Source organism: Pseudomonas sp. MWU12-2029 (assembly GCF_023242425.1).
Lineage (GTDB): Bacteria > Pseudomonadota > Gammaproteobacteria > Pseudomonadales > Pseudomonadaceae > Aquipseudomonas > Aquipseudomonas kribbensis.
The window spans coordinates 542735-566957 of sequence record NZ_JALJDY010000005.1 but is presented as its reverse complement, the minus strand read 5'-3'; the positions used below and the strand labels follow the sequence as shown (position 1 = coordinate 566957).

Below are 24223 nucleotides of genomic sequence, written 5' to 3'. Positions count from 1 at the left end.
TCAACAATATGATACCTCCGAGTGGTTATTCTTATGGCTTCGCACATTGGTTCGACAGACGTATCTGTTCCTCACAAAGAAAAGCTGTGCCTTGTTGCACTTTCCCTCCTGATTACATCTTTTGCCGAGGCTCGACCCATTATTGTTGACGAGACTATCAACAACGGAGCGCCTGTGGAGGATTTCATTGTTGGTCAAGGTGCGACGTTAACAGTTAATGACGCTACCACTCTTAATATTTCTACGAATGCGGCACAGTTGGTGGTCAATACTGGCACGTTGCAGGATATCAGAGCTAATAATGGTTCCACTGTCACGCTTGACAAAGCGACCGTCATTGCTCGAGCAAATCAGCCAGGGGTCACAATCACCAACTCGACGGCAACGATCAACAACAGCACCATCACAAGTGATGGTGCTGGGCTACAAGTTGCTCGGGTGCCCAATTCTCCACTTACGACGGTGGTCTCGTTGTCCGGTAGCACTGTAATGGGTGGGACAAGTGGAGCCGTGGTCAGCGCACAAACCACACTCAATATGAGCAACTCAGACCTGGTGTCTCAGAGCTCTACGGGCTACGGATTGCGTCTCGCGAGTGGAGATGTCTTCGCTAAAGGGGGGCGAATGGAAGGCGGGCTTAACGGCATACTTCTGAGTGGCGATAACTTCATCAGTCAGGCCAATACACTTGTACTGGATGGCACGAAGGTGACAGGGGGAAGTGGCGCAGCTATTTCCGTGGACCCCAGCGGACGCCCAATTGCTACCAATATCCATATACTCAATGGCGCCAGTTTGACCGGCGGGAATGGTAATTTTCTGGAAGTCGGTAACGGGGGAACGGTAAATCTTACTGCTGACAATGCCGTACTGAAAGGCGATGTGGTCGTGACAGGTGGAGCAACCACCAATATTTCTTTGCAAAACGCCAGTTCGTTGACTGGTAATCTGAATAACGTAGCAGTGATCAGCTTGAATAATCAAAGCTCTCTCAAAGGGAATGTGGTCGGTGGCGTGGCCGGCGGTTCCTCAGTGCTGATTGATAACGGCTCTGCGATAGTCGGGGATATTGTTAATTCTTCGCGTGTAGATATCAGCAACGGCTCCCGGTGGACCATGGCAGGTAATAACCAGCTCAATAGGTTGCACCTCAATGGCGGTAATGTTGTTCTGGGTACTGGTGGCGATTTCAAAACGCTGGATATTGTCAACCTGTCTGGTAATGGTTTGTTTGATATAAGAGCAGATTTTGCTGCTGACAAGAGCGACTTCTTCAATGTGACCGGTACGGCGACAGGTAATCATCAACTGCGGGTTGCCGCGAGCGGAACTGAATTTGCAACAGGCAACGCGGTAAAAGTCGGTAGCGTTAACACGGGAGACGCCGCATTCAGCCTGTATAACGGGCGACCGGTAGATGCAGGCACTTTCACCTACAAACTATTGAGCGAAAATGGCGGGGTGTACCTGGCGCCAGACAAGGAAGTCGTCAGTACCGGTACCAATGCAGCCCTGGCGATTGCCGGCACCGCGCCGACTATCCTGTACTCGGAAATGACCACGTTGAATAGTCGTCTTGGTGACCGACGGTTGAGTGGCAGCGAGCCCAATACCTTGACGCGGGCCACTGGCGAATCCCCCTCCGGTGTATGGATCCGCAGCTATGCGAACCAGTACAACGTGGCTAACGCCTATGGTGACGGTTTCTCACAAAAACAGCGTGGGATATCAGTGGGGGCCGACACGCCATTTCCGTTTGGTGATGGGCAATGGCTTATTGGTGGATTCGGCGGCTACAGCAAGACTGATATGGATCTGAAGTGGGGGAGCACTGCTGCAATCGACAGTTACTACGCGGGTGGTTATCTGACCTGGTACGATGCTCGAAGTGGTTATTATGTCGATACGGTGAGCAAGATCAACCAGTTTGACAACAGTGCCAAAATCACCATGAGCGATGGAACTCGCACCAAAGGACACTATAAAAATCTTGCTGTGAGCGGCTCTGTTGAAGTGGGTAAATATGTTGCGTTTGATAACGGAATTTTTATTGAACCTTTTACCCAGGTTGCCGCTGCCGTTGCGCAGGGCAAGGACTACACGCTTGATAATGGCATGCGAGTGAGCAATGATCACGCACGCTCACTCGTAGGCAAGGTAGGGACATCGGTCGGTAGTCAAATTCGCCTGGATCGCGGCGGAGAACTGCAGCCTCGGTTAAAGGTAGCCCTGGCGCATGAATTTATAAAAAATAACGAAGTCAGTGTAAATGGGACCGACTTTACTAATGATCTTTCGTCCACAAGCGTGGAGTTGGGCGCAGGCATCAACTGGGTGCCAGCGCGGAAAAGCTGGCAGGTATACTCCGAAGTCAGTTCCAGCAAAGGGAAGACGGTCAGCCAGGAATGGGGTGCGAGTGTAGGGTTGAGTTACAGTTTCTAGAATAAAAAAGGAAGCGATTGCTTCCTTTTTTGTTTTTCAATGAAACGGGTCAAATGACAGAAGTGCTATAAGTCAGATCCCCGGAGATCATGAATGACTGTCCATCCGTATCACTGACTGTGATGTCCATCTTGCCTGATATGTTGCTCAATTCATCTCCTTTGTAGCCGAGTGTCAATATCACCGTGCCTTTCGTCGCTGTATGAATATACGGCTCTGGGTCAGAGGTGTCGGTATAGTCGATGTACAGACCCTTCGGGTCGTCCGGAATAAAAAATTCGCCTGATTTTGATTTTTCTGGAAGGGCTAAAGTAATAGTTTTCTTGTCAACTCGATTCTCATCTACTCTTACGGTGTATTCGGCAGCAAACACCCAATAGTGCCCACCTAGGTCCGGTAGGTCTTTAAGCTCAAGAGTGAAAAATTTTGCGGCGAAATCTTCAGTGTCTCCATTGCGAAGTACTTTTGCAGTGAATGAGTTGACGAGTCTGATTTGTGGTTTTACTAGCGCATTCATGAATGTTTCTCCAGAGTTAAGGGGGAACTAATCCATAAGCCGGATCCAGCCTAAAGCATGGATGGACTATATAAGCGCGAGTACTTGATTTTGTATACTGTCAGAGTTGACAGGTAGGCAGATGGAAGAAAGTATGGATTGGTTTTTATACATTTCCGCTATATAAAAAAACAAGCATCGTGACAGATTGGATATGCGCCATCGACTTTGGAAAGAAACTTTCATTAGCCGAACAAGCCAGCAGCAATATTAATTGAGAACCCCAGAATCGCCGTGTTGAACACAAACCCGATCAACGACTGTGCCAGCACGATCTTGCGGATCTCCCGCGTGGCCACACCGACATCCGCTGTCTGCACCGCCACGCCGATGGTGAACGAGAAGTACAGGAAGTCCCAATAGTTGGGCGTTGTCAGGCCTTCGGCAAAGCGCAGTGCAGGCTCCTTGCCGTCCCAGGTGTAAAACAGCCGGGCATAGTGAACGCAGAAAATCACCCCGATCAGCAACCACGAACCGATGACCGTCAGCGCGGTAAAACCGTAATGCAGGAGTTTGCGGGTGGTTTCCAGGTCCTTGCTGCCGGCCAGCTCGACGGTAATGGTGGCCAGGCTCGCCAATGCGGCAATGCAGACAACGAACAGCACCAGCCCGGCATTTTCATCCTCGACTTCGGCAATGCGTTTGACGTCCGGTGCTTTGGCGCGGATGGTCAGCCAAAGCATCAGGATCAGGTAAGTCCAGACCCCGGCGTTCCAGCCGATGAGGATTTTGCTGATGACGGATTCCGCCGGGGCCAGGAGGCCTGCGGCAAGGCCGAGCAGTGCGGCAGCGGAGAGGCGAGGGTGGGTGCGGGCGAGGAAGCGCATGGGGACTCGATGGGCCAGGGTGGTTCAGACACCTTAGCCCAGCGCGGCGACCTGTGGCCACCGCGCCGGGAGCGCTCAATCAATCAGGCTTGGTGAACCGGCGCACAAGCTTGATCACGACAACGAAGAACACTGGCACGAAGATGACTGCCAATGTTGCGGTAATCATCCCGCCAATCACCCCGGTGCCAATCGCTTGCTGGCTCGCCGAGCTCGCGCCCGTGGCAATCGCCAGCGGTACAACGCCCAGAATGAACGCCAGCGAGGTCATGACAATCGGCCGCAACCGCAGACGCGCCGCTTGCAACGTGGCGTCAATCAGATCGTGGCCTTCGTCATACAGGCTCTTGGCGAACTCGATGATCAGGATCGCGTTCTTCGCCGACAGGCCGATGATGGTGATCAGGCCGACCTTGAAGAACACATCGTTGGGCATCCCGCGCAACGTCACCGCCAGCACTGCGCCAAGCACACCGAGCGGCACCACCAGCAGCACGGACGTCGGAATCGACCAGCTCTCGTACAACGCCGCCAGGCACAGGAACACGATCAGCAGCGACAGACCGAGCAGAATCGGCGCCTGACTGCCGGACAAACGTTCCTGCAACGACAGACCGGTCCATTCCTGACCCATGCCTTTCGGCCCTTGCGCTACCAGACGTTCGATCTCCGCCATGGCTTCGCCAGTGCTGTGGCCGGGTTTCGGTTCGCCGGAAATCGAGATCGCCGGGTAACCGTTGTAACGGGTCAGCTGCGCCGGGCCCTGAGTCCAGGTGGCTCGGACGAATGCCGACAGCGGTACCATTTTCCCGGCGTCGTTGCGCACGTGCATCTTCAGCAAGTCATCGACCTGACTGCGACGGTCGCCTTCGGCCTGTACGACCACGCGTTGCATCCGCCCCTGATTGGGGAAGTCGTTGACGTAGGAAGAGCCGATGGCGGTGGACAGCACGTTGCCGACGTCGGCGAAGGAAATGCCCAGCGCGTTGGCCTGTTTGCGGTCCACTTCCAGCTGCACTTGCGGCGCTTCGGCCAGTGCGCTTTCACGGACGTTCATCAGAATCGGACTTTTCTCGGCGGCTTCCAGCAGTTGGGTGCGCGCCTCCATCAGGGTCGCATGACCGAGGCCGCCACGATCCTGCAGACGGAACTCGAAGCCGCTGGAAGTGCCGAGACCGTCAACTGGCGGTGGCAGTACAGAGAATGCCATCGCGTCCTTGATCTGGCTCAGGGCGATGTTGGCACGCTCGGCAATCGAGCTTGCCGAGTCGTCGCTGCCACGGTGCGACCAGTCCTTGAGTGTGGTGAAGGCCAGTGCGGCGTTCTGCCCGCTGCCGGAGAAACTGAAACCGAGGATCACCACGCTGTCACTGATGCCCGGTTCGCCGCTGTTGTGCGCTTCAAGCTGTTCGGCAACCTGCACCGTACGATTCTTGGTCGCACCCGGTGGCAGTTGAATGTCGGTGATGGTGTAACCCTGATCCTCGACCGGCAGGAACGAGGAGGGCAGGCGCGCAAAGCACAGGCCCAGACCCACCAGCAACACAACGTAGATCAGCAGATAACGACCGGTGCGTTTCAGCGCGTAGCCGACCCAGCCCTGATAACGATCGGTCAGTTGCTCGAAGCGGCGGTTGAACCAGCCGAAGAACCCGGTTTTCTCGTGATGCTCGCCCTTGGCGATCGGCTTGAGCAAGGTTGCGCACAACGCCGGGGTCAAGGTCAGGGCGAGGAAAGCCGAGAACAGGATCGAGGTGGCCATCGACAGCGAGAACTGCCGGTAAATCACGCCCACCGAACCCTGCATGAACGCCATCGGAATGAACACCGCCACCAGCACCAGCGTGATGCCGATGATCGCGCCGGTGATCTGGGTCATCGCCTTGCGCGTTGCTTCTTTCGGCGACAGGCCTTCGGTGGCCATGATTCGCTCGACGTTCTCCACCACCACGATGGCGTCGTCCACCAGAATGCCGATGGCCAACACCATGCCGAACATGGTCAGCACGTTGATCGAGAAACCCAGCGCGAGCATGGTCGCGAAGGTGCCCATCAGCGCCACCGGCACCACCAGCGTCGGGATCAGCGTGTAGCGGATGTTCTGCAGGAACAGGAACATCACCGCAAACACCAGCAGCATCGCCTCGCCGAGGGTGTAGACCACTTTGGTGATCGAGACCTTCACGAATGGCGAAGTGTCGTAGGGGATCTTGTATTCAACGCCGGTCGGGAAGTAGCGCGACAGTTCATCCATTTTGGCGCGGATCAGCGTTGCGGTGCTGAGGGCGTTGGCGCCCGGCGACAGTTGCACGCCGACGGCGGTGGACGGCTTGCCGTTCAGGCGGGTGCCGAACTGGTATTCCTGGCTGCCGATCTCGACCCGCGCCACATCTTTGATGCGCACGGTGGAGCCGTCCGGATTGGCCTTGAGCACGATGTCGGCGAACTCTTCCGGCGTCGACAGCTGCCCCTTGACCAGAATCGTCGCGGTGATTTCCTGGGTGCTCGGGTTCGGCAGGTCGCCGATGCTGCCCGCCGACACCTGAGCGTTCTGCGCAACGATGGCGGCGTTGACATCGGCCGGCGTCAGGTTGAAACCGATCAGCTTCTGCGGGTCGACCCAGATCCGCATCGCCCGCTCGGCGCCATACAACTGGGCCTTGCCGACGCCGTCGATGCGTTTGATCTCGTTCATCACGTTGCGCGCCAGATAGTCGCTGAGCGCTACGTCGTCGAGTTTGCCGTCGCTGGAAGTCAGGGTGATCAGCAGCAGGAAACCGGCAGAGACTTTCTCCACCTGCAAGCCTTGCTGGTTGACCGCTTGCGGCAGCCGCGACTCGACCACCTTGAGACGGTTCTGCACATCAACCTGCGCCAGTTCCGGGTTGGTGCCCGGCTGGAACGTGGCTTTGATCGTGGCGCTGCCGAGGCTGCTTTGCGATTCGAAATACAGCAGGTGATCGGCGCCGTTGAGCTCTTCCTCGATCAGGCTGACCACGCTTTCGTCGACGGTCTGCGCCGAGGCGCCCGGGTACACGGCATAGATTTCGATCTGTGGCGGCGCGACGTCGGGGTATTGCGCCACCGGCAATTGCGGGATGGCCAGCGCACCGGCCAACAGGATGAACAACGCGACGACCCAGGCGAACACCGGGCGGTCGATAAAGAACTGCGGCATAGAAGAGCGTCCTGCTTACTGACCAGAGGTCTGGGCAAGTGGAAGAGGGGTGTCGTCGATCTGCACGGTTTCGCCGGGGCGGGCGTGCTGCAGGCCTTCGATGACCACGCGGTCGCCGGCCTTCAGGCCACCGGTGACGATCCAGCGGTCGTTCTGCACCGCGCCGAGCTGAACCGGTTGCAGGGCGACGCGCATCTGATCGTCGACGGTCAGCACCTGCGCCACACCGGCGCTGTCGCGTTGCACCGCACGTTGCGGCACGGTGAGGCCATGCTGAATCACGCCTTGTTCCAGACGCACACGAACATAACTGCCGGGCAGCAGATCGAGATCCGGGTTGGGGAATTCGCTGCGCAGAACGATCTGCCCGGTGCCCGGATCGACCGTGATGTCGCTGAACAGCAACTTGCCCGGCAGCGGATAGAGGCTGCCGTCGTCCTGAATCAGCGTGGCCTTGACCTGATCCTGGCCGACCTGCTGCAACTGGCCGGAACGGAAGGCCCGGCGCAACTCATTCAATTCACGGGTCGACTGGGTGAGGTCGGCGTGGATCGGGTTCAGTTGCTGGATCAGCGCCATGGGCGTGGTTTCGTTCTGACCGACCAGCGCACCTTCGGTGACCAGTGCACGACCGACGCGGCCTGAGATCGGCGCGGTGACGGTTGCGTAACCCAGATTCAGTTTCGCCCGTTCTACAGCGGCCTTGTTGGCGGCAACGTCGGCGGCGGTCTGCCGGGCGTTGGCGCGGGCGTTGTCGTAGTCCTGAGCGCTGATGGCCTTGTCGTCGATCAACTGGGCGTAGCGCTGCTCTTGCAGTTTTGCCTGAAAGGCGTTGGCCTCGGCCTTGCGCAGGGCGGCTTCGGCGCTGTCCAGGTCGGCCTTGAACGGTGCCGGGTCAATGCGGAACAGCACGTCGCCCTTTTTCACGTCGCTGCCTTCGCGATAGGTGCGTTGCAGCACCACACCGGCGACCCGGGCGCGGACTTCGGCGATGCGTGGCGCGGCAATGCGCCCGCTCAGTTCGCTGCTGATCGACAGGGGGCGTGCCTCAAGGGTTTCGACCCGCACGGTGGCCGGCGGCGCCTGTTCCTCGGTGCTCGAGGATTTACCACAGGCACTCAGCGTCAGCGCCAATGCGATCAGGCCGAGCCCGGCCAGCAGATTCTTCGACATGTACAACCCCCAATATTGATGTGCGCATCCTACGGGCAGGCACCGAAGGTAGCGGTGAAGCTTTGTAGGTGCTGTGTGAAATTGTGTAAGGGTTTTGCTCAGGGACGAGTGAGGGCGTATATCCTTTACGCCTTGAAATTTATTGCGACAGATAAAGCATCGCGAGCAGGCTCGCTCCCACATTTGGAATACAGTCCTTGTGGGAGCGAGCCTGCTCGCGATAGCGGATGATGAGTCGCCACAGCACTTTCTGGATCATCAATGCCCAACATCCTCCTGGTCGAAGACGACACCGCCCTCGCCGAACTGATCTCCAGCTATCTCGAGCGCAACGGCTATTCCGTCAGCGTGATCGGCCGGGGCGACCATGTGCGCGAACGGGCGCGGCTCAATCCGCCGGACCTGGTGATTCTCGACCTGATGCTACCGGGCCTCGACGGTTTGCAGGTCTGTCGCCTGTTGCGCGCCGACTCGGCAACGCTACCCATCCTGATGCTTACCGCCCGCGACGACAGCCACGATCAGGTGCTGGGCCTGGAAATGGGCGCCGACGATTACGTCACCAAGCCCTGTGAGCCAAGGGTCTTGCTAGCGCGAGTACGCACGTTGTTGCGCCGCAGCAGCCTCGGCGAACCGATGACCGCCAACGACCGCATCCTGATGGGCAATCTGTGCATTGATTTGTCCGAACGCACCGTGACCTGGCGCGAACAACCGGTGGAGCTGTCCAGCGGCGAGTACAACCTGTTGGTGGTACTGGCCCGTCATGCCGGTGAAGTGCTGAGTCGCGACCAGATCCTGCAACGCCTGCGCGGCATAGAGTTCAACGGTACCGACCGTTCGGTGGACGTGGCAATTTCCAAGCTACGACGCAAGTTCGACGACCACGCGGGCGAAGCGCGCAAGATCAAGACCGTGTGGGGCAAGGGTTATCTGTTCAGCCGTTCCGAGTGGGAATGCTGAGTCGATGTTCAGAATCCTGTTTCGCCTTTATCTGGTGACGATCGTTTCCTACAGCGCGGCAATCTATCTGGTGCCGGATCTGGTGGTGATGGCGTTCAGGGATCGCTTCGTGACTTACAACCTCGACTATTCCCGGGGCCTGCAATCGCTGATCACCAAGCAGTTTCGCGCGGTGCCGCAGGATCAGTGGCCGGCGGTTGCCGCCTCGATGGACAAGGATTTCCAGCCGCTGCACATCGTCCTCGCCCGTATCGATAACGCTGATTTCACCCCGATCGAACAAGAGCGCCTGCGTCGTGGTGAAAACGTGGTGCGCATCGGCGACTGGGGCTGGCGGACGCTGGCGGTGACGCCGCTGAACGGTGAGATCGCCGTGCAAATGGTGGTGCCGCCGGACCCGATGGACGTGAACTTGCTGTACTGGAGCATCAACGTCCTGATCGGCGCGAGCTTGCTGGCGTGTCTGTTGCTGTGGCTGCGGCCGCACTGGCGTGATCTTGAACGCCTGAAGGGCACCGCCGAGCGTTTCGGCAAGGGCCATTTGAGCGAACGTACGCAAATCGGCTCGAGTTCGAACATCGGCAGCCTGGCCAACGTCTTCGACACCATGGCCGGCGACATTGAAAACCTGCTCAATCAACAGCGTGACTTGCTCAACGCTGTGTCCCATGAGCTGCGTACACCACTGACCCGACTGGACTTCGGACTGGCGTTGGCGCTGTCCGATGATTTGCCACAAACCAGTCGTGAACGCCTGCAAGGTCTGGTCGCGCACATTCGTGAACTGGATGAGCTGGTGCTGGAGCTGCTGTCCTACAGCCGCCTGCAAAACCCGGCGCGCTTGCCGGAGCAGGTCGAAGTGGCGCTGGACGAGTTCATCGACAGCATTCTGGGCAGCGTCGACGAAGAACTGGAATCACCGGAAATCGTCATTGATGTGTTGCTGCACAATCAACTGGAACGCTTCTCCCTCGACCCGCGTTTGACGGCTCGCGCGATTCAGAACCTGCTGCGCAACGCCATGCGCTATTGCGAAAAACGCATTCAGATCGGTGTGCAGGTCTGCCCGAAGGGCTGTGAGATCTGGGTGGATGACGATGGCATCGGCATTCCGGAAGACGAGCGGGAGCGAATTTTCGAGCCGTTCTATCGGCTGGATCGCAGCCGTGACCGGGCCACTGGCGGGTTTGGCCTGGGACTGGCGATCAGCCGTCGGGCGCTGGAAGCCCAGGGCGGGACGTTGACGGTGGAAGGTTCGCCGTTGGGTGGGGCGCGGTTCAGGCTTTGGTTGCCGACTCCGGTTTGATTCGATCGCTCCCGCGTATGGCGCGGGAGCGATCCGTGATCAGAGCAATTCAGTGGATTGAATCAACCCGACCCCGGCCACTTGCATCCGTTCTATCGCCGAGGCCAGTGATCCATTCATATCGATCGCCCGACAGGCATCCAGCACCACAAAGGTATTGAACCCCGCCGCCCGTGCGTCCAGCGCGGAGAACATCACGCAGAAATCCAGCGCCAGGCCGACCATGTACACCGTGTCGATCCCGCGTTCCTTCAGATATCCGGCCAGCCCTGTGGTCGTGACGCGATCTGCTTCCAGAAACGCCGAATAACTGTCGATGTCCGGGTTGCAGCCCTTGCGGATGATCAATTGAGCGTGGGGCAGGTTGAGTCCCGAGTGAAACTCGGCGCCGCGTGAGCCCTGAATGCAGTGATCCGGCCACAGGGTTTGCTCGCCGTACGGCAATTGAATCACGTCGTAAGGCTGGCGACCGGGATGGCTGGAGGCAAATGAGGCATGACCCGCCGGGTGCCAGTCCTGGGCAATGACCACTTGCTTGAACTGTTCGGCGAGACGGTTGATCAGCGGAACGATCCGGTCACCCTCGGGCACGGCCAACTGGCCACCGGGAATGAAATCGTTCTGGACGTCGATGACCAGCAATGCAGTGCGCGGTGAAATCGTCATGTAAGGGTTCCTCCCTGGATAATCACTGGCCAAGCATAGTGACAGGCAGACTCATGTGCTCAGCCGCTCTTTAAACATTTTCGCCAGACCTTCCAGTTCGGTGGCCGGGTTATGGCCGATCAACATCCAGGCATGCTCGCGTTCGGTCCAGTACACCACGTTCATCCCGTGCCGGCGTTCATGGGCCAGCGCCTGACTGCCACTGTTGGAGCGGGTAACGCACAGTGCCAGCGGGCCGTGGGCGGCATCAAGCCAGGTCATCTGTGCAATCGGCACGCCGTCGTATTCGAGCAGTTGCGCACGTTTGAACTGCGCGCCGGGCAGTTTCAGTTTCGCTGGCGACAGGCTCAGGCCCAGCCGCGCGTCGACCGTGCGCAATTGCGCCAGTTGCGAGGCTTCGTCAGTGGCCAGATGTTCAAGGGTTTGCGGTACATACAGCGCCATGTAATCGCCCACCAACTCACGCCAGCTATGCGATTGCTGCGCTTGCCAGCCGAGGAACAAACGGTCGGCCGCGACACCCGCGAGCACCATGCCCGCTGCCGCCGCGCCGATGAACCAGCGACGACTGAAGCCGGGGCGTTGCGGGGAGGGTGCGGCATCCAGTCGGGCTTGCAGGCGATCGAGCGGTGCCTGTCGGGCCAGTTCGTCGTAGGCGTCGCGATAGGGCAGGTTGCTGCGGCTCAGCCACTGCACCCGAAGATTGAGCAGCGGATCGTCGGCGATGAGGCTGTCGAGCTGGCTGCGTTGTTCGCGGTCCAGTTCATCGTCCAGATACGCCACCAGTTGCTCGTCGGAAGGCGTATTCATTGCCGGTCTCCTGCGGGGGTATTCGGTACCGCATGCAGCGGTGGGTATTCGGCCAGTTTCAGGCGGGCGGTGGCCAGACGACTCATGACTGTGCCGATCGGCACTTGCAGGATCTCGGCGACTTCGCGATAGGACAGACCTTCGACATAGGCCAGGTACACCGTTTCGCGCTGGGTTTCCGGCAGCGCATCGACGCGGCGGATCACCTGCGCCGCCATGACGTGGGTCTGCGCGGCGTATTCGCCGTCGAATGTCAGCTGGCTGTCGGCGTCCACCACGCCCTGGCCCTGGCGCACCCGGCGGGCGCGCACTTCATTGAGCCAGATCGAATGCAGGATGCTCAGCAGCCAGCGGTCCATGCGCGTGCCGGCCACGTACTGGCCTGAACGTTCAAGCGCCCGCACGCAGGTGGCTTGCACCAGATCCTCGGCCACGTGCCGGTTGCGCGACAGCAGCAAGCCGTAGCGCCACAGGCGCGCCAGGTGTTGTCCGAGTTCGGCTCTGAAGGCCTGATCGCTGAAAATGTTCGCCTCCGCGTGTCGTGTCAGGTTTTCGATGAATCGTTGATGGCTTCGGCCAGGTCCCGGTATTCCTCGCAGGTCGTGCCGCAAATCTTCTGGATATGCTGCAACTGTTCCTGCGCGAGATCGACGCGGCCCTTGATGACATAAGCCTCGCCCAGGTATTCGCGGACTTGCGCGTACTGCGGATCAAGTTTCACCGATTGCAGGTAATAACCGATGCCTTCGTCGGTGCGTCCCAGTTTGCGCGTGGCGTAACCGCGATAGTTGAGTGCCTTGGCGTTGTTCGGCTGTTTCAGGGTGTCGAGCAAGGCCAGGGCTTCTTCATATCGGCCGTCCTTGGCCAGGCGATAGGCGTAATCGGTGCGGTCAGCGTCCGGTACCAGGCTGCTGGTCTGCGTCACGCATTTCTGCGTTTTGCTGTCGTACACCTGACCTTTCGGGCAGTTGGGTTTCTGCACCGGCTCGTCTTCATCACCGTGGGCCAGGGCCAAAGGGCTGGACAACATGGCGGCCATCAGCAACGGGGCGGCGAACATAACGGAACGGAAAGTCATGGGCAAGGCTCCATAGTGGGTCTGTTTCACGTTGAACACCGCAAGGTGAAGTTTTATTCATTGCTTTGTCAGGTGCCATTCAAGGAAAGCGCAAAGTCGCGGGCTATGCTCGTGTCGTCTGTCGTCAATCCGCCGTTCTACCCCGGGAGTTGCGCCATGAAAGATCAGGTTCATCACTCCGCTGCCGCCGGTTACAAGACCGCAGCGGAAACCTACGTCAAAGGCCGGCCGGACTATCCGCCGGCGGTCACCGATTGGCTGACGACAACACTGGACCTGGACGGCCACAAGACGGTTATCGACCTCGGCGCCGGTACCGGCAAGTTCACCGGACGATTGGTGGCGACCGGTGCCCAGGTGATTGCCGTGGAGCCGGTGGCGCAGATGCTGGCAAAACTGTCTGCCAACTGGCCCGACGTGTTGGCCGTCAGCGCCATGGCGACCGATTTGCCATTGCCCGACGCCTCGGTGGATGCCGTGGTCTGCGCCCAGGCCTTTCACTGGTTCGCCAGCACCGAGGCGCTGGACGAAATCGCCCGGGTGCTCAAGCCCGGCGGCAAGCTCGGGCTGATCTGGAACCTGCGCGATACCCGGGTCGGCTGGGTGCCCAAGCTCGATGCCATCGTCAACGCCCGGGAAGGTGACACGCCGCGTTACTACACCGGCGCCTGGCGCAAAGTGTTCCCGCATCCGGCATTCGGGCCGTTGCAGGCCGAACATTTTCACCATGGTCATACCGGCTCGCCGGAAGATGTGATTTTCAACCGGGTGCGTTCCACCAGCTTCATCGCGGCGCTGCCGGATGCAGAGCGTGCACGGATCGATGAACAGTTGCGGGCGTTGATCGCATCCGATCCCGAACTGCGGGGCAGGGATGTGATGACCGTGCCCTACGAGACTGCCGCGTTCGTGGCGGTGAAGGGCGGCTAGAGTCCTGCATTTGGCCGAACCGCCGTTCTGAGGCCTTGATATAGTTCAGGCCTCATTTTCAGACCGGTAAAGGATTTCTGCCATGACTCAATACACCGCCTTCAGCGTCGAACTGGCCGACAACATCGCCCATGTGCAGATCAACCGTCCGGAAAAGATCAACTCGATGAACGCCGCGTTCTGGAGCGAAATCGTCGAGGTGTTCCAGTGGATCGACGACACCGACGAAGTGCGGGTGGTGGTGCTCAGCGGTGCCGGCAAACATTTTTCCTCGGGCATCGACCTGATGATGCTGGCCGGCGTGGCCAATGAGCTGGGCAAGGACGTCGGCCGCAATGCGCGCCTGCTGCGCAAAAAGATCCTGACCCTGCAAGCCTCGTTCAATGCCGTCGACAATTGCCGCAAGCCGGTGCTCGCCGCGATCCAGGGTTATTGCCTGGGCGGTGCGATCGATCTGATCGCAGCCTGCGATATGCGCTACGCCGCGGAAGACGCGCAATTCTCCATCAAGGAAATCGATATCGGCATGGCAGCCGACGTTGGCACTTTGCAACGGTTGCCACGGATCATCGGTGACGGCATGCTGCGTGAGCTGGCTTACACCGGTCGCACCTTTGGCGCCGAAGAGGCCCGCGGCATCGGACTGGTCAATCGCGTCTACAGCGACAAGGACAGCCTGATCGAAGGCGTGATGGACATTGCCCGGGACATCGCCGGCAAGTCGCCGATCGCGGTCACCGGCACCAAGGAAATGATCAGCTACATGCGCGACCACCGTATCGACGATGGTCTGGAGTACGTTGCCACCTGGAACGCCGCCATGTTGCAATCCACCGACTTGCGCGTGGCCATGGCCGCCCATATGAGCAAACAGAAACCCGAATTTCTGGATTGAGAAACCATGACATCTCGCTGGACCACCGCAGTACTGGACACCGATCAACCCGGCGGCTGGGCCGTCGCGCGCAGCCCCGAGGGTTTTCTGTTCGATGACAATGGCGCGCTGTTCCCCCGGGAATGGCTCAAGCGCCAAGACCTGTCGATCCTTGCCGAGCACGGTATCGGTCACCTCGATGGCGAGCCGGTCTACCTGCTGGAACTGCGCAGCGCCAGCGAGGTGCCGGGCTGTAACTGGAAAGGCTTGCGGGCGTTCATGCTCGATGGCGATCACACGATCTACAAAGTGCTGGGCTACGCCGCGCAGATCGGGACGTGGGCCCGTGAACACCGTTTCTGCGGCAACTGCGGTCAGCCCATGACTCAGGTGGCACGGGAGCGGGCGATGTATTGCCAGCCGTGCGACTTGCGCAGTTACCCGCGCATCTCGCCAAGCATGATCGTGCTGGTGACTCGTGGCGATGAGGTCCTGCTGGCGCGCTCGCCGCGTTTCGTCACCGGGGTCTACAGCACGCTGGCCGGGTTTGCCGAGCCAGGGGAGTCGGCCGAGGATTGCCTGATTCGCGAGGTGCGCGAGGAAGTCAGCATCGAAGTGAAGAACATCCAGTACATGGGCAGCCAGTGCTGGCCGTTCCCGCACTCGATGATGCTGGGTTTTCATGCCGAATACGCCGGCGGCGAGATTGTCTGTCAGGAAGACGAGATCGAAGACGCCCAGTGGTTCAACGTGCACGATCTGCCGCCGTTGCCTGCGTCAAAATCGATTGCACGTTACCTGATCGACGTCTACGTTGCGCGGCGCTTAGGCCACGCTGAACCAGTGCTGCCAGGCTAGACGCACGGTCAACCCCAGCACCACGGTGATGAACACCGGACGAATGAACTTGGCGCCGCCGCTGATCGCGGTGCGCGCCCCGAAGAACGCGCCGACCATCACCGACAGGCCCATGCTCAGGCCGATGATCCAGTCCACCTGCCCGGAAAACACGAACACCGACAGCGCCGCAATGTTGCTGACGAAGTTCATGCTGCGCGCCACGCCGCTGGCCTTCACCAGATCGATCGGGTAGAGCAGCAGGCTGCTGACGGTCCAGAAGGCGCCAGTGCCGGGGCCGGCCACACCGTCGTAGAAACCGAGGCTGAAGCCCTGGGTCGATTGCCACTTTTTCTTGATCGGTGCGTCGCTGTCCAGCGGCGCTTTCGGCGTGCCGCCAAACAACAGGTACAGGCCGCAGGCGAAGACGATCACCGGCAACATCTTGTTCAGCCATTCCGCCGGCAGATAGTGGGCGACGATGGCGCCGGTCAACGCACCGACCAGCGTGCCGATGATCGCGTGCATCCACTGCTGTGGGTGGAACAGCTTGCGTCGGTAGAAGGTGAAACTGGCAGTGGCCGAGCCGAAGGTCGAACTCAACTTGTTGGTGCCCAACACCAGATGCGGCGGCAGGCCGGCGGTGAGCAGCGCAGGTGTGGTCAACAGACCGCCACCGCCGGCGATGGCGTCGATGAATCCGGCAATGAAAGCGACAAGGGCCAGAACGGCCAGGGTGGTGAGGTCAACGCTGAGTTCGAAAGGCATGGAATCGGCTTATTCGGCAGGGCAGGAACGGGCGGTCATCATAGCTGTAACACCCGTTCATCGCGACTGGGATACTCATCGATCCAATAATGTCTGAATGTCAGTGGCTACATAGTCGAGAACCAGACGTTGTCGATGAAATACGGCCCTTTGTTTCCAAAGAAATCGTTGGGAATGGCGAAGTGAACACTTAACCACTCGTAACCGGGCCGGATAGTGCCTTTGAGCGTCATCGTTCTTGTTTGCGAATCGATAAAGCGCACTTCGGGCCATAGTTCATGTTCACCAGTGTTGCGATTGGTCGCCCAAAGGGTGTAATAGATGTGCGCGTGAAACAGAGGGTTGGAGGTTTTGCCGAGGACTGGGAGGTGAATTCGTCGATCCTTGGTGCCTTGCAACGGGGCGGCATCGGGAGCCTGGATCTGGAAACTGAAATCGAACTCTCCCGGATGAATTTGAAAGGTCTCGGTTGCCAGACTCTGACCCTGGTTTCTACCACCGACCAAGCGTGCGGCATAGTTACCGTTGTGGCGTTCGACGGATATAGGTGTGTCGTAACCTTGTGGAATCCATTTGCTGAAATCACCGGTACTGAAATCACCATTTGGAACCATGTTTTTCTGGGTCATATCAGTCGCTCACTGTCATGGGTAGAGGAGAGGCCGTTAATTCGGCCAAATCTGGCTGCATGGCAATGATTTGATAGATCCTCTATGGCTGCTACTGTCATTACTGACAGTCCATTAGTACCTTTTGCGATAAAAGCGACTGACTTCTGTTTCTGAGGAAAAGCATTAAGTGGAAGCATCCGTGCTTCCACCGGAAGTAGCGAGGTCCGCAGTTACAGACCCAGCTCTGACAACCCCGGGTGATCATCCGGGCGCCGACCCAGCGGCCAATGGAACTTGCGTTCGCTTTCCTTGATCGGCATGTCGTTGATGCAGGCATATCGCTGGAACATCAGGCCGTGCTCGTCGAATTCCCAGTTTTCGTTGCCGTAGGAGCGGAACCAGTTGCCCGAGTCGTCGTGCCATTCGTAGGCGTAGCGCACGGCGATGCGGGTGTCGGAGTAAGCCCAGAGTTCCTTGATCAGGCGGTAATCCAGTTCCTTCGCCCATTTGCGGGTCAGGAAAGCCTTGGCTTCTTCGCGGTTGTTGGCGAATTCGGCGCGGTTGCGCCATTTGGTATCCAGGGTGTAGGCCAGCGACACCCGCTGCGGGTCGCGGGAGTTCCAGCCATCCTCGGCCAGGCGAACTTTTTCAATGGCCGATTCACGGTTGAAGGGTGGCAATGGCGGACGCACTTCGGCTGCAGTAGACATGTTTGTCTCCCGATCAAATTAACGATTTAACAACTTTTCGCTTATTGAGGCTTTACAGGTCCAATAACTTTCGCGCCATGCATTGCGCATTATCGGCGGCACTGTGATCACCCATCACAAGCGCTACGGTAATGGCGCCGTCAATCAGGATCAGCAACTGTTTGGCCAGCAGTTGCGGGTCCTCGGCACCATGTTCGGTACACAGCTCGCACACGTAGTCGAGCAGCTTCTGTTTGTGGTCTTTGGCGACCAGGCGCACCGGATCCTGCGGATCGCCGGTTTCGCCACTGGTATTGATGAAGGCGCAGCCCCGGAAGCCTTCCGAGGCGAACCAGCCCTTGAGCACGGTAAACAGGTTGAGCAGGCGATCGGCCGGGGTTTCGGCCTGATCGACGGCGCTTCTGTACCAGTGCATCCAGCGCACGTCGCGGCGCTGCAGGGCGGCGACGGTCAGCTCCTCCTTGTTGGCGAAGTAGCGGTAGATACTCTTTCTGGAGACACCGGCGGTTTTCACCAGAAGATCCATGCCGGTGGCCGCAATGCCACTTTTGTAGATCAACTTTTCGGTGACATCCAGAATGATGTCGCGGGTCGTGTCGTTGCTGGTGATTTCGTTCATGTGGCGAACAGTAGAACGATCGTTCTCCTTGGTCAAGCGCTGATTTTGAATTGGCTTTCGCGAGCAGGCTCACTCCCACATTGGAAATGTGATTCACGTGGGAATCAGGCTGCTGGCGACGAAGTTATTACAGACACTCACAAGACCCGAAGGAGTTGATGGTGTAAGCTCTCGGGTTCTTCGGATTCGACCCATTGCGAGCCCTATGCCGTTGCTTTTCAAACGCTCTCTGCTGCCCAAGTTGCGCAGCTTTCCGCTGACCGCCGAGGCCGTGACCATTCTGTCCGGCGCCGCCGAGTTCCGTCGTTGCCTGCTGGAGAAAATCGCCCAGGCGACCCAGCGCATCTACCTCGTCGCGCTCTATCTGCAAAACGATGAAGCCGGTCAGGAAATCCTCGATGCCTTGCACGCCGCCAAGCTCAAGCGCCCGGAGCTTGAGATCGTTGTGGTCGTCGACTGGCTGCGCGCCCAGCGCGGCTTGATCGGCGCCGGCAAGCAACCGGGCAACGCCGCCTGGTATCAGGAAATGACCCGCACCCACCAGAGCGTGGTGCCGGTCTACGGCGTGCCGGTGCAGACCCGCGAGCTGTTCGGCGTGCTGCATCTGAAGGGCTTCGTGATCGACGATTGCGTGGTCTACAGCGGCGCCAGCCTGAACAACGTCTACTTGCACAAGTTCGACAAGTACCGCTTCGACCGTTATCACGTGTTGCAGAGCCGTGATCTGGCGGACTCGATGCACCATCTGGTCAAGCACGGCCTGATCGAATCGAAAGCGGTGCATCGCCTCGACCTGCCGCACCTGCCGACTACCCGCAGCCTGCGCAACGACATCGGCGATCTGCGCAGCCGTCTCAAGTACGCGGCGTACGACACCAGCGCCGGCAGCACGGCGCATACCGGCCTGTCGGTCAGCCCGTTGCTCGGCGTGGGCAAGAACAACCCGCTGAACCGGGTGATTCTGGAGCTGATCGCCAGCGCCCAGAAGCAACTGACCATCTGCACGCCGTACTTCAACCTGCCGCTGGGGGTGATCCGCGAGATCAACCGGGCGCTGGCCCGTGGCGTGAAGATCGACATCGTGGTCGGCGACAAGACCGCCAACGACTTCTACATTCCGCCGAGCGAGCCGTTCAAGGTGATCGCCGCGCTACCGTATCTGTACGAGATCAGCCTGCGCCGTTTCGCCAAGCGTCATCAGCGCAACATCGACAGCGGCCAGTTGAACCTGCATCTGTGGCGTGAGGGCGACAACAGCTATCACCTCAAGGGCATGTGGATCGATCAGCGCTACACGCTGCTGACCGGCAACAACCTCAACCCGCGGGCGTTCCGGCTCGATCTGGAAAACGCGCTGCTGATCGATGACCCGAAAGGCGAGTGGCTGGAGCCGCGCCGTCTGGAGCTGGAAAACATCTTCGAACACACCACGCGGATCGAGCGATTCCAGGATCTGGAAGCCTTGCCGGACTACCCGGCCGGGGTGGCCAAGTTCCTCAAGCGCGTGAGCCGGGTGCGGGTCGAGCGGTTGCTGTACCGGATTCTGTAACGCCGGAAAACAAAAAATCCCCCGAACGCGCAGAACGCGTCCGGGGGATTTTTTATGCGCGGAACTCAGTTCAGACCGAGCTTGCCACGCAAGGTCGACAGGTCTTCCGCCAGGGTATTGACCGGGCCCACCAGCGCCTTGCGGTCGTTGTCCTTCACTTTGTCATAGGTCTCGAAACCACCATCCTTGGTCTTGTACTTGGCCAGGATCTTGTCCACGGTGGCGAAGTTCTTGTCGACTTTGGCCACGAACGCCTTGTCCTGCTTCTCGATCTGCGGACGGAACAGGTCGACGATTTTCTTCGCGCCGTCGATGTTGCCCTGGAAGTCATAGAGGTCGGTGTGGCTGTAACGGTCTTCCTCACCGGAGATCTTGGTGGCGGCGACTTCTTCCAGCAGGGCGGCGGCACCACCGACGACTTTTTCAGGCGGGAAGGTCAGGCCGGCGACGCGGGTTTGCAGGTCCTGCACGTCTTTATCCAGTTTGTCGGCCAGATCGTTCAGGCCCTGGGTGCTCTTCTCCGAGAACAGCGAGTACTCGAGGCGGTGGAAACCGGTGAAGTCTTCAGCCTTCACGCCTTTTTCGTGGTCGTCGACGCGGGAGTCGATGGATGCATCGAGGTCACTGAACAGCTCGGCAATCGGCTCGATCGACTCGTAGTAGACGCGGGTCGGTGCATAGAGCTTCTGCGCGGTGGCCAGGTCGCCCTTTTTCACGGCGTCGGTGAATTGCCTGGTGTGGGTGCCCAACTGGTCCAGTTGCTCGGTGACGTAGATCTTGTAGTCCGAAACCGGCCCGACCAGATCCAGCGGCGCGGTCGCCGCGAACGCCGACAGCGGGGTGTTGAGTAGACCGAGGGTCAGCAATAACGCGATGGGCGTCTTTTTCATGGGGGCGGCTCCTGTTGAATGCTATGCAGTTGTTTTTGGTTGGGTAGCGTTGAGCAGCGAGCGACCGATGAAATCCTTGTCGCCCGTAACACCCGGCAGGGTGAAGAAGTAACCGCCGCCGACCGGCTTGAGGTATTCCTCCAGCGGCTCGCCATTGAGGCGGGTCTGCACGGTGATGAAGCCTTTTTCCAGATCGGCCTGGTAGCAGATGAACAGCAGGCCCATGTCGAGTTGGCCGTTCTTGTTCACACCGTTGGAATAGTTGAAGGGGCGGCGCAGGATCAGGTTGGCCTGACTCGCGGCGGTGCGCGGGTTGGCCAGGCGGATGTGCGCGTCGAGCTTGGTCAGCTTGCCTTCCGGGTCCTTGCTGTAGTCCGGGACTTCGGTCTCATGGCTGGCGCCCATCGGCGCGCCGGTGGTTTTCACCCGGCCGATGATGCTTTCCTGTTCCTGCAACGGCGTGCGGTCCCAGCGTTCGACGAAGTTGCGGATAATCCGCACCGCCTGATAACTGCCGTGGGCCGCCCAGGCCGGTTCGTCGCTGCCCGGTTGCACCCAGACGATGCGATCCATGGCCTTGCCGTCGTTGGAATCCGGGTTCGCCGAACCGTCGCGGAAACCCAGGAAGTTACGCGCCGATTGCGCCGGTACACCGGGTTTGGCCGGGGCTTGCGGCGGTACGCTGCCTTCCTGTTTCCAGCGCACCAGCAGCAGGTCCGGCAGGTTTTTCACGATGTCGCGCAGGGCGTGGATGTTGGTGTCGGCGGTGTTGGAGCAGAACTGCAGGCTCAGGTCGCCGTGGCAGCAATCGGCTTCCAGCGCATCGTTGGGGAAACCGACCATGCGGATCAGGCGCTTGGGTTTGGCGGCGGCGAGGCCGAAACGCTCGTCGAACAGCGACTCGCCCACGGACACCGTGATGGTCAGGTTGTCCGGGGTGACCACCGGGCCGAGGATGCCGGAATCCGGCGGTGGCAGCTTCGGGTCGATCTGCGCTACCGGGCCGCCCTTCATCAGGAACGCGATGCGCTCGTTGAGGGTACGGAACAGGCGTTCGAGGTCTTCGCGGTCGCTGGCCAGCACATCGAATGACACCAGCATGCCGGACGCCGGACGCGGGGTGACGATGCCGGTCTGGTGCACGCCGTGAAAATCGTGGTGATCCTGGGTCTTGTCGCTGCTCGGCGCTTCGGTGACTTGCGCAGGGGAGGCGGCCATTGCCGGGCAGCTCAGGGCGGTGCCGGCCAGTGCGACGCCGGCGGCGCCCATGCCCATCAGTACGCGACGGCGTTGCAGGTTGAAGTGTTCGGAATCGTTCATCGGTATTCGTCTTCTACTTACAGGCCGGAGAGGCCGAGGGCGGGATCGATGCCGTCGAGAGCGTCGGCCAGGGTCTTGGCCTTGTCGGCGATCTGTTTGCGTTGTTCACCGCTGACGGTGTCGTAACTCGCGTAGCCGTCCTTGACCTTGAAGCCGTTCAGGGTGTTGTCGAAGTCAGTCAGCGCGCTGTCGATTTTCGGCAGCAGGTCGGCGGCGGATTTCGTCAGCAGGGGTCGCAGCAGTTCGACGACTTTGTGCGCCGTCTCCAGGTTCGCTGCGAAGCCGTTGAGATCGCCGTGGCTGTAGCGTTCCTCTTCGCCGCTGGCGGCGCGCACGTCGGCCAGGGTGTTGAGGTTGCGCACGAGGATTTCCACCAGTTGCTCCGGCGGCAGCGATTGGGCCAGCAACTGTTGTTTCAGCGTGTTGACGTCGCCCAGCAGGCGCTCGGCAATCGGCGACAGACCGTCGAGGTTGCGTTGCTGGAACAGCGCGTACTCGATGCGATGGAAGCCGACGAAGGCCGGATCCTGCTCGCGTTTCTCGAAGTAATCGGCGCGGGCGTTGATGCTGTTGTCCAGCTCGGCCAGACGTTGTGCCGCCGGGGCCAGACGCTGATACGCCGCGCGGGCCGGCAGGTACGCCGCTTGCGCCTGGGCCAGATCACCGCTGGTGATCGCCTGATTCAGCGCCGTGACGGCTCTGATCAGCGCGCTGCCCTGGGTGGCCAGATAAACCCGGAACTCCGACAGCGGCCCGACGAAAGCGACCATCGACGGCTTGGCCTTGGCGGCGGCATCGGAGGCTGCGGTCGGCGTCACATGCAGCACGCCGCGCGGATTGCTCAGCAGGCCACAGGTGATGGCGTAGTCGCCGGGTTGCAGGTTGGCGTTGATCACCTGGCTCAGGCCCGGTGCGATGTTTTCGCGCTCTTCGATCACCAGCACGCCGTCGAGGATTTCCCATTCCACCGCCCGGTCGGAGCGGTTGACGATGCGGAAACTGGCGCGGCCGGCCGGCACGCTCAGCTCGTTGGGCTCGCAACTGCCGGGGTGGATGTTGACCACCACTTCGTCGTGATTGTGCTGACGTTTGGCCGCAGCCATTTTCGAGGCGTAGTAGAACAGGCCGCCGGCGGCGATCATCACGACCACCGAACCGGCCACCGCCCAGCGCAAGGCACGGGGAGGGGAGGCCTGGGGAGTATTAGGCTTTGACATGGAGGCCCTTATTGACTGGAAGCGGAATTCGAAGCGGCGGCTTTGGGCGCCGGGGCGGGAGCCGGATAGAAGAACATCACCAGCGCCACCACCAGATAGATCAGGTATGCGCCGAGGGTGCTGACGGTCGGCGCATCCTGATAACCGAACATGCCGGCCAGCACCGAGCCCAGCGGGCCGTCCATCGGCAACGTCGCGCTGAAGTCAAAGAGCACGGTTTGCAGGTGATTCCAGACACCGGCTTCATGCAGCGCCTGCACCGAGTTGGAGAGGATGCCGGCGGCGACCACGAGGATGAACAGCCCGGTCCAGCGGAAGAACGCCGAGAGATTCAGGCGCATGCTGCCGCTGTAGATCAGGAAGCCGACGACGATGGCCAGGATCAGGCCGAGCAGGGCGCCGATCGGCGCGCCCGGACCTTCGCTCTGCTGGAACACGGCGAGCAGGAAGAACACCGTTTCCAGGCCTTCTCGGGCGACGGCGAAAAACACCATGGCGATCAGCGCGATAACCTGATGCTTCGACGCGGTCAGCGCATGGTCGAGGGAGGCCTGCAGCGAATGCTTGATCGAACGCGCCACCTTGCGCATCCAGAACACCATGGAGCTGAGAATGCCCACGGCGACGAGGCCGACCACGCCTTCGAACAGTTCCTGTTGTTTCTGCGGGAATTCGGCGCTGACCAGCTCCAGGCCACCGCCCACCAGCAAGGCCAGCGCAGCGGCGAGAAACACGCCGATCCACACCGCCGGCATCCACTGGCCACGACCGGTCTGTTGCAGGTAGCTGGCGATAATGCCAACGATCAGCGCGGCTTCAATGCCTTCACGCAGCATGATCAGAAAGGGAACGAGCATTCGGCATCCACTGTGTAACGAAATGAGGTTACAAGTTGTAAC

General features: G+C 59.7%; 23 protein-coding genes. 7 read left to right on the top strand and 16 right to left on the bottom strand.

Translation table 11 applies throughout. The features are described 5' to 3' along the window. The first annotated feature begins 33 nt into the window (after positions 1–33). On the top strand, positions 34–2442 hold the full coding sequence (locus M5B44_RS15865) for an autotransporter outer membrane beta-barrel domain-containing protein (protein WP_248739815.1): 2409 nt from the start codon (positions 34–36) through the stop codon (positions 2440–2442). A gap of 49 nt (positions 2443–2491) precedes the next feature. On the opposite strand, the gene M5B44_RS15860 is transcribed toward M5B44_RS15865, so the two are convergent. The 4 genes from M5B44_RS15860 to M5B44_RS15845 form a co-directional block, all read right to left on the bottom strand. Continuing rightward, positions 2492–2959, bottom strand: coding sequence for a hypothetical protein (locus tag M5B44_RS15860; RefSeq protein ID WP_248739814.1), 468 nt, complete (start codon positions 2957–2959; stop codon positions 2492–2494). Positions 2960–3183: 224 nt separating this feature from the next. After that, a complete protein-coding gene (locus M5B44_RS15855) occupies positions 3184–3825 on the bottom strand; it encodes a DUF1345 domain-containing protein (RefSeq protein WP_114883288.1) in 642 nt (213 codons plus the stop codon). 79 nt (positions 3826–3904) lie between these two features. Continuing rightward, entirely contained in the window at positions 3905–7003 is a 3099-nt protein-coding gene (locus M5B44_RS15850; RefSeq protein WP_248739813.1) for an efflux RND transporter permease subunit, read from the bottom strand. A 15-nt stretch (positions 7004–7018) separates the two neighbouring features. Further along, positions 7019–8176 (bottom strand): efflux RND transporter periplasmic adaptor subunit, encoded by a 1158-nt coding sequence (locus M5B44_RS15845; RefSeq protein WP_134827046.1) that lies wholly within the window; start codon positions 8174–8176, stop codon positions 7019–7021. Between the two features lie 261 nt (positions 8177–8437). Here M5B44_RS15845 and M5B44_RS15840 point away from each other — a divergent pair, with 261 nt between their 5' ends. Then, positions 8438–9139 (top strand): response regulator transcription factor, encoded by a 702-nt coding sequence (locus tag M5B44_RS15840; RefSeq protein ID WP_007960391.1) that lies wholly within the window; start codon positions 8438–8440, stop codon positions 9137–9139. Between the two features lie 4 nt (positions 9140–9143). Beyond that, complete coding sequence (locus M5B44_RS15835; RefSeq protein ID WP_248739812.1) at positions 9144–10445, top strand: ATP-binding protein; 1302 nt, start codon at positions 9144–9146, stop codon at positions 10443–10445. Between the two features lie 39 nt (positions 10446–10484). Here the strand turns inward: M5B44_RS15835 and pncA are convergent, their stop codons facing one another. From pncA to M5B44_RS15815, 4 genes are all read right to left on the bottom strand, one after another. Continuing rightward, the gene (pncA, locus tag M5B44_RS15830; protein ID WP_248739811.1) at positions 10485–11111 is read right to left on the bottom strand and encodes a bifunctional nicotinamidase/pyrazinamidase; all 627 of its coding nucleotides are present in this window, start codon (positions 11109–11111) and stop codon (positions 10485–10487) included. Between the two features lie 51 nt (positions 11112–11162). After that, positions 11163–11921, bottom strand: coding sequence for an anti-sigma factor family protein (locus M5B44_RS15825; RefSeq protein ID WP_248739810.1), 759 nt, complete (start codon positions 11919–11921; stop codon positions 11163–11165). Further along, complete coding sequence (locus M5B44_RS15820) at positions 11918–12403, bottom strand: RNA polymerase sigma factor (protein WP_114886697.1); 486 nt, start codon at positions 12401–12403, stop codon at positions 11918–11920. Before M5B44_RS15820 ends, M5B44_RS15825 begins: the two co-directional genes overlap by 4 nt. 62 nt (positions 12404–12465) lie before the next feature. Beyond that, a complete protein-coding gene (locus tag M5B44_RS15815) occupies positions 12466–12999 on the bottom strand; it encodes a tetratricopeptide repeat protein (RefSeq protein WP_248739809.1) in 534 nt (177 codons plus the stop codon). Positions 13000–13155: 156 nt separating this feature from the next. Here M5B44_RS15815 and M5B44_RS15810 point away from each other — a divergent pair, with 156 nt between their 5' ends. From M5B44_RS15810 to nudC, 3 genes are all read left to right on the top strand, one after another. Continuing rightward, positions 13156–13929 (top strand): class I SAM-dependent methyltransferase, encoded by a 774-nt coding sequence (locus M5B44_RS15810; RefSeq protein ID WP_248739808.1) that lies wholly within the window; start codon positions 13156–13158, stop codon positions 13927–13929. Between the two features lie 82 nt (positions 13930–14011). Next, complete coding sequence (locus M5B44_RS15805) at positions 14012–14824, top strand: crotonase/enoyl-CoA hydratase family protein (protein ID WP_248739807.1); 813 nt, start codon at positions 14012–14014, stop codon at positions 14822–14824. Between the two features lie 6 nt (positions 14825–14830). Further along, positions 14831–15661, top strand: coding sequence for an NAD(+) diphosphatase (gene nudC / locus M5B44_RS15800; RefSeq protein WP_248739806.1), 831 nt, complete (start codon positions 14831–14833; stop codon positions 15659–15661). Here nudC and M5B44_RS15795 read toward each other — a convergent pair. The 4 genes from M5B44_RS15795 to M5B44_RS15780 all read right to left on the bottom strand — a co-directional run bounded on the left by M5B44_RS15795 (position 15629) and on the right by M5B44_RS15780 (position 18348). After that, complete coding sequence (locus M5B44_RS15795) at positions 15629–16408, bottom strand: TSUP family transporter (RefSeq protein WP_248739805.1); 780 nt, start codon at positions 16406–16408, stop codon at positions 15629–15631. The genes nudC and M5B44_RS15795 overlap by 33 nt on opposite strands. A 107-nt stretch (positions 16409–16515) precedes the next feature. After that, complete coding sequence (locus M5B44_RS15790) at positions 16516–17037, bottom strand: hypothetical protein (protein WP_248739804.1); 522 nt, start codon at positions 17035–17037, stop codon at positions 16516–16518. A 212-nt stretch (positions 17038–17249) separates the two neighbouring features. Then, on the bottom strand, positions 17250–17729 hold the full coding sequence (locus M5B44_RS15785) for a DUF1348 family protein (RefSeq protein ID WP_085709991.1): 480 nt from the start codon (positions 17727–17729) through the stop codon (positions 17250–17252). 52 nt (positions 17730–17781) lie between these two features. After that, positions 17782–18348, bottom strand: coding sequence for a TetR/AcrR family transcriptional regulator (locus M5B44_RS15780; protein ID WP_096821489.1), 567 nt, complete (start codon positions 18346–18348; stop codon positions 17782–17784). A gap of 205 nt (positions 18349–18553) precedes the next feature. Here M5B44_RS15780 and pssA point away from each other — a divergent pair, with 205 nt between their 5' ends. After that, positions 18554–19897 (top strand): CDP-diacylglycerol--serine O-phosphatidyltransferase, encoded by a 1344-nt coding sequence (gene pssA, locus M5B44_RS15775; protein ID WP_248739803.1) that lies wholly within the window; start codon positions 18554–18556, stop codon positions 19895–19897. Positions 19898–19962: 65 nt separating this feature from the next. Here pssA and efeO (M5B44_RS15770) read toward each other — a convergent pair whose 3' ends face one another. The 4 genes from efeO (M5B44_RS15770) to efeU are packed head-to-tail and all read right to left on the bottom strand — an operon-like array spanning position 19963 to position 24181. Further along, a complete protein-coding gene (gene efeO / locus M5B44_RS15770; protein WP_134827035.1) occupies positions 19963–20787 on the bottom strand; it encodes an iron uptake system protein EfeO in 825 nt (274 codons plus the stop codon). A gap of 21 nt (positions 20788–20808) precedes the next feature. Continuing rightward, positions 20809–22107, bottom strand: a complete 1299-nt coding sequence (gene efeB, locus M5B44_RS15765; RefSeq protein ID WP_248739802.1) for an iron uptake transporter deferrochelatase/peroxidase subunit — start codon at positions 22105–22107, stop codon at positions 20809–20811. 17 nt (positions 22108–22124) lie between these two features. Next, positions 22125–23324, bottom strand: a complete 1200-nt coding sequence (efeO, locus tag M5B44_RS15760; protein WP_248739801.1) for an iron uptake system protein EfeO — start codon at positions 23322–23324, stop codon at positions 22125–22127. An 8-nt stretch (positions 23325–23332) separates the two neighbouring features. Further along, on the bottom strand, positions 23333–24181 hold the full coding sequence (efeU, locus tag M5B44_RS15755; protein ID WP_248739800.1) for an iron uptake transporter permease EfeU: 849 nt from the start codon (positions 24179–24181) through the stop codon (positions 23333–23335). Positions 24182–24223 lie beyond the last annotated feature (42 nt).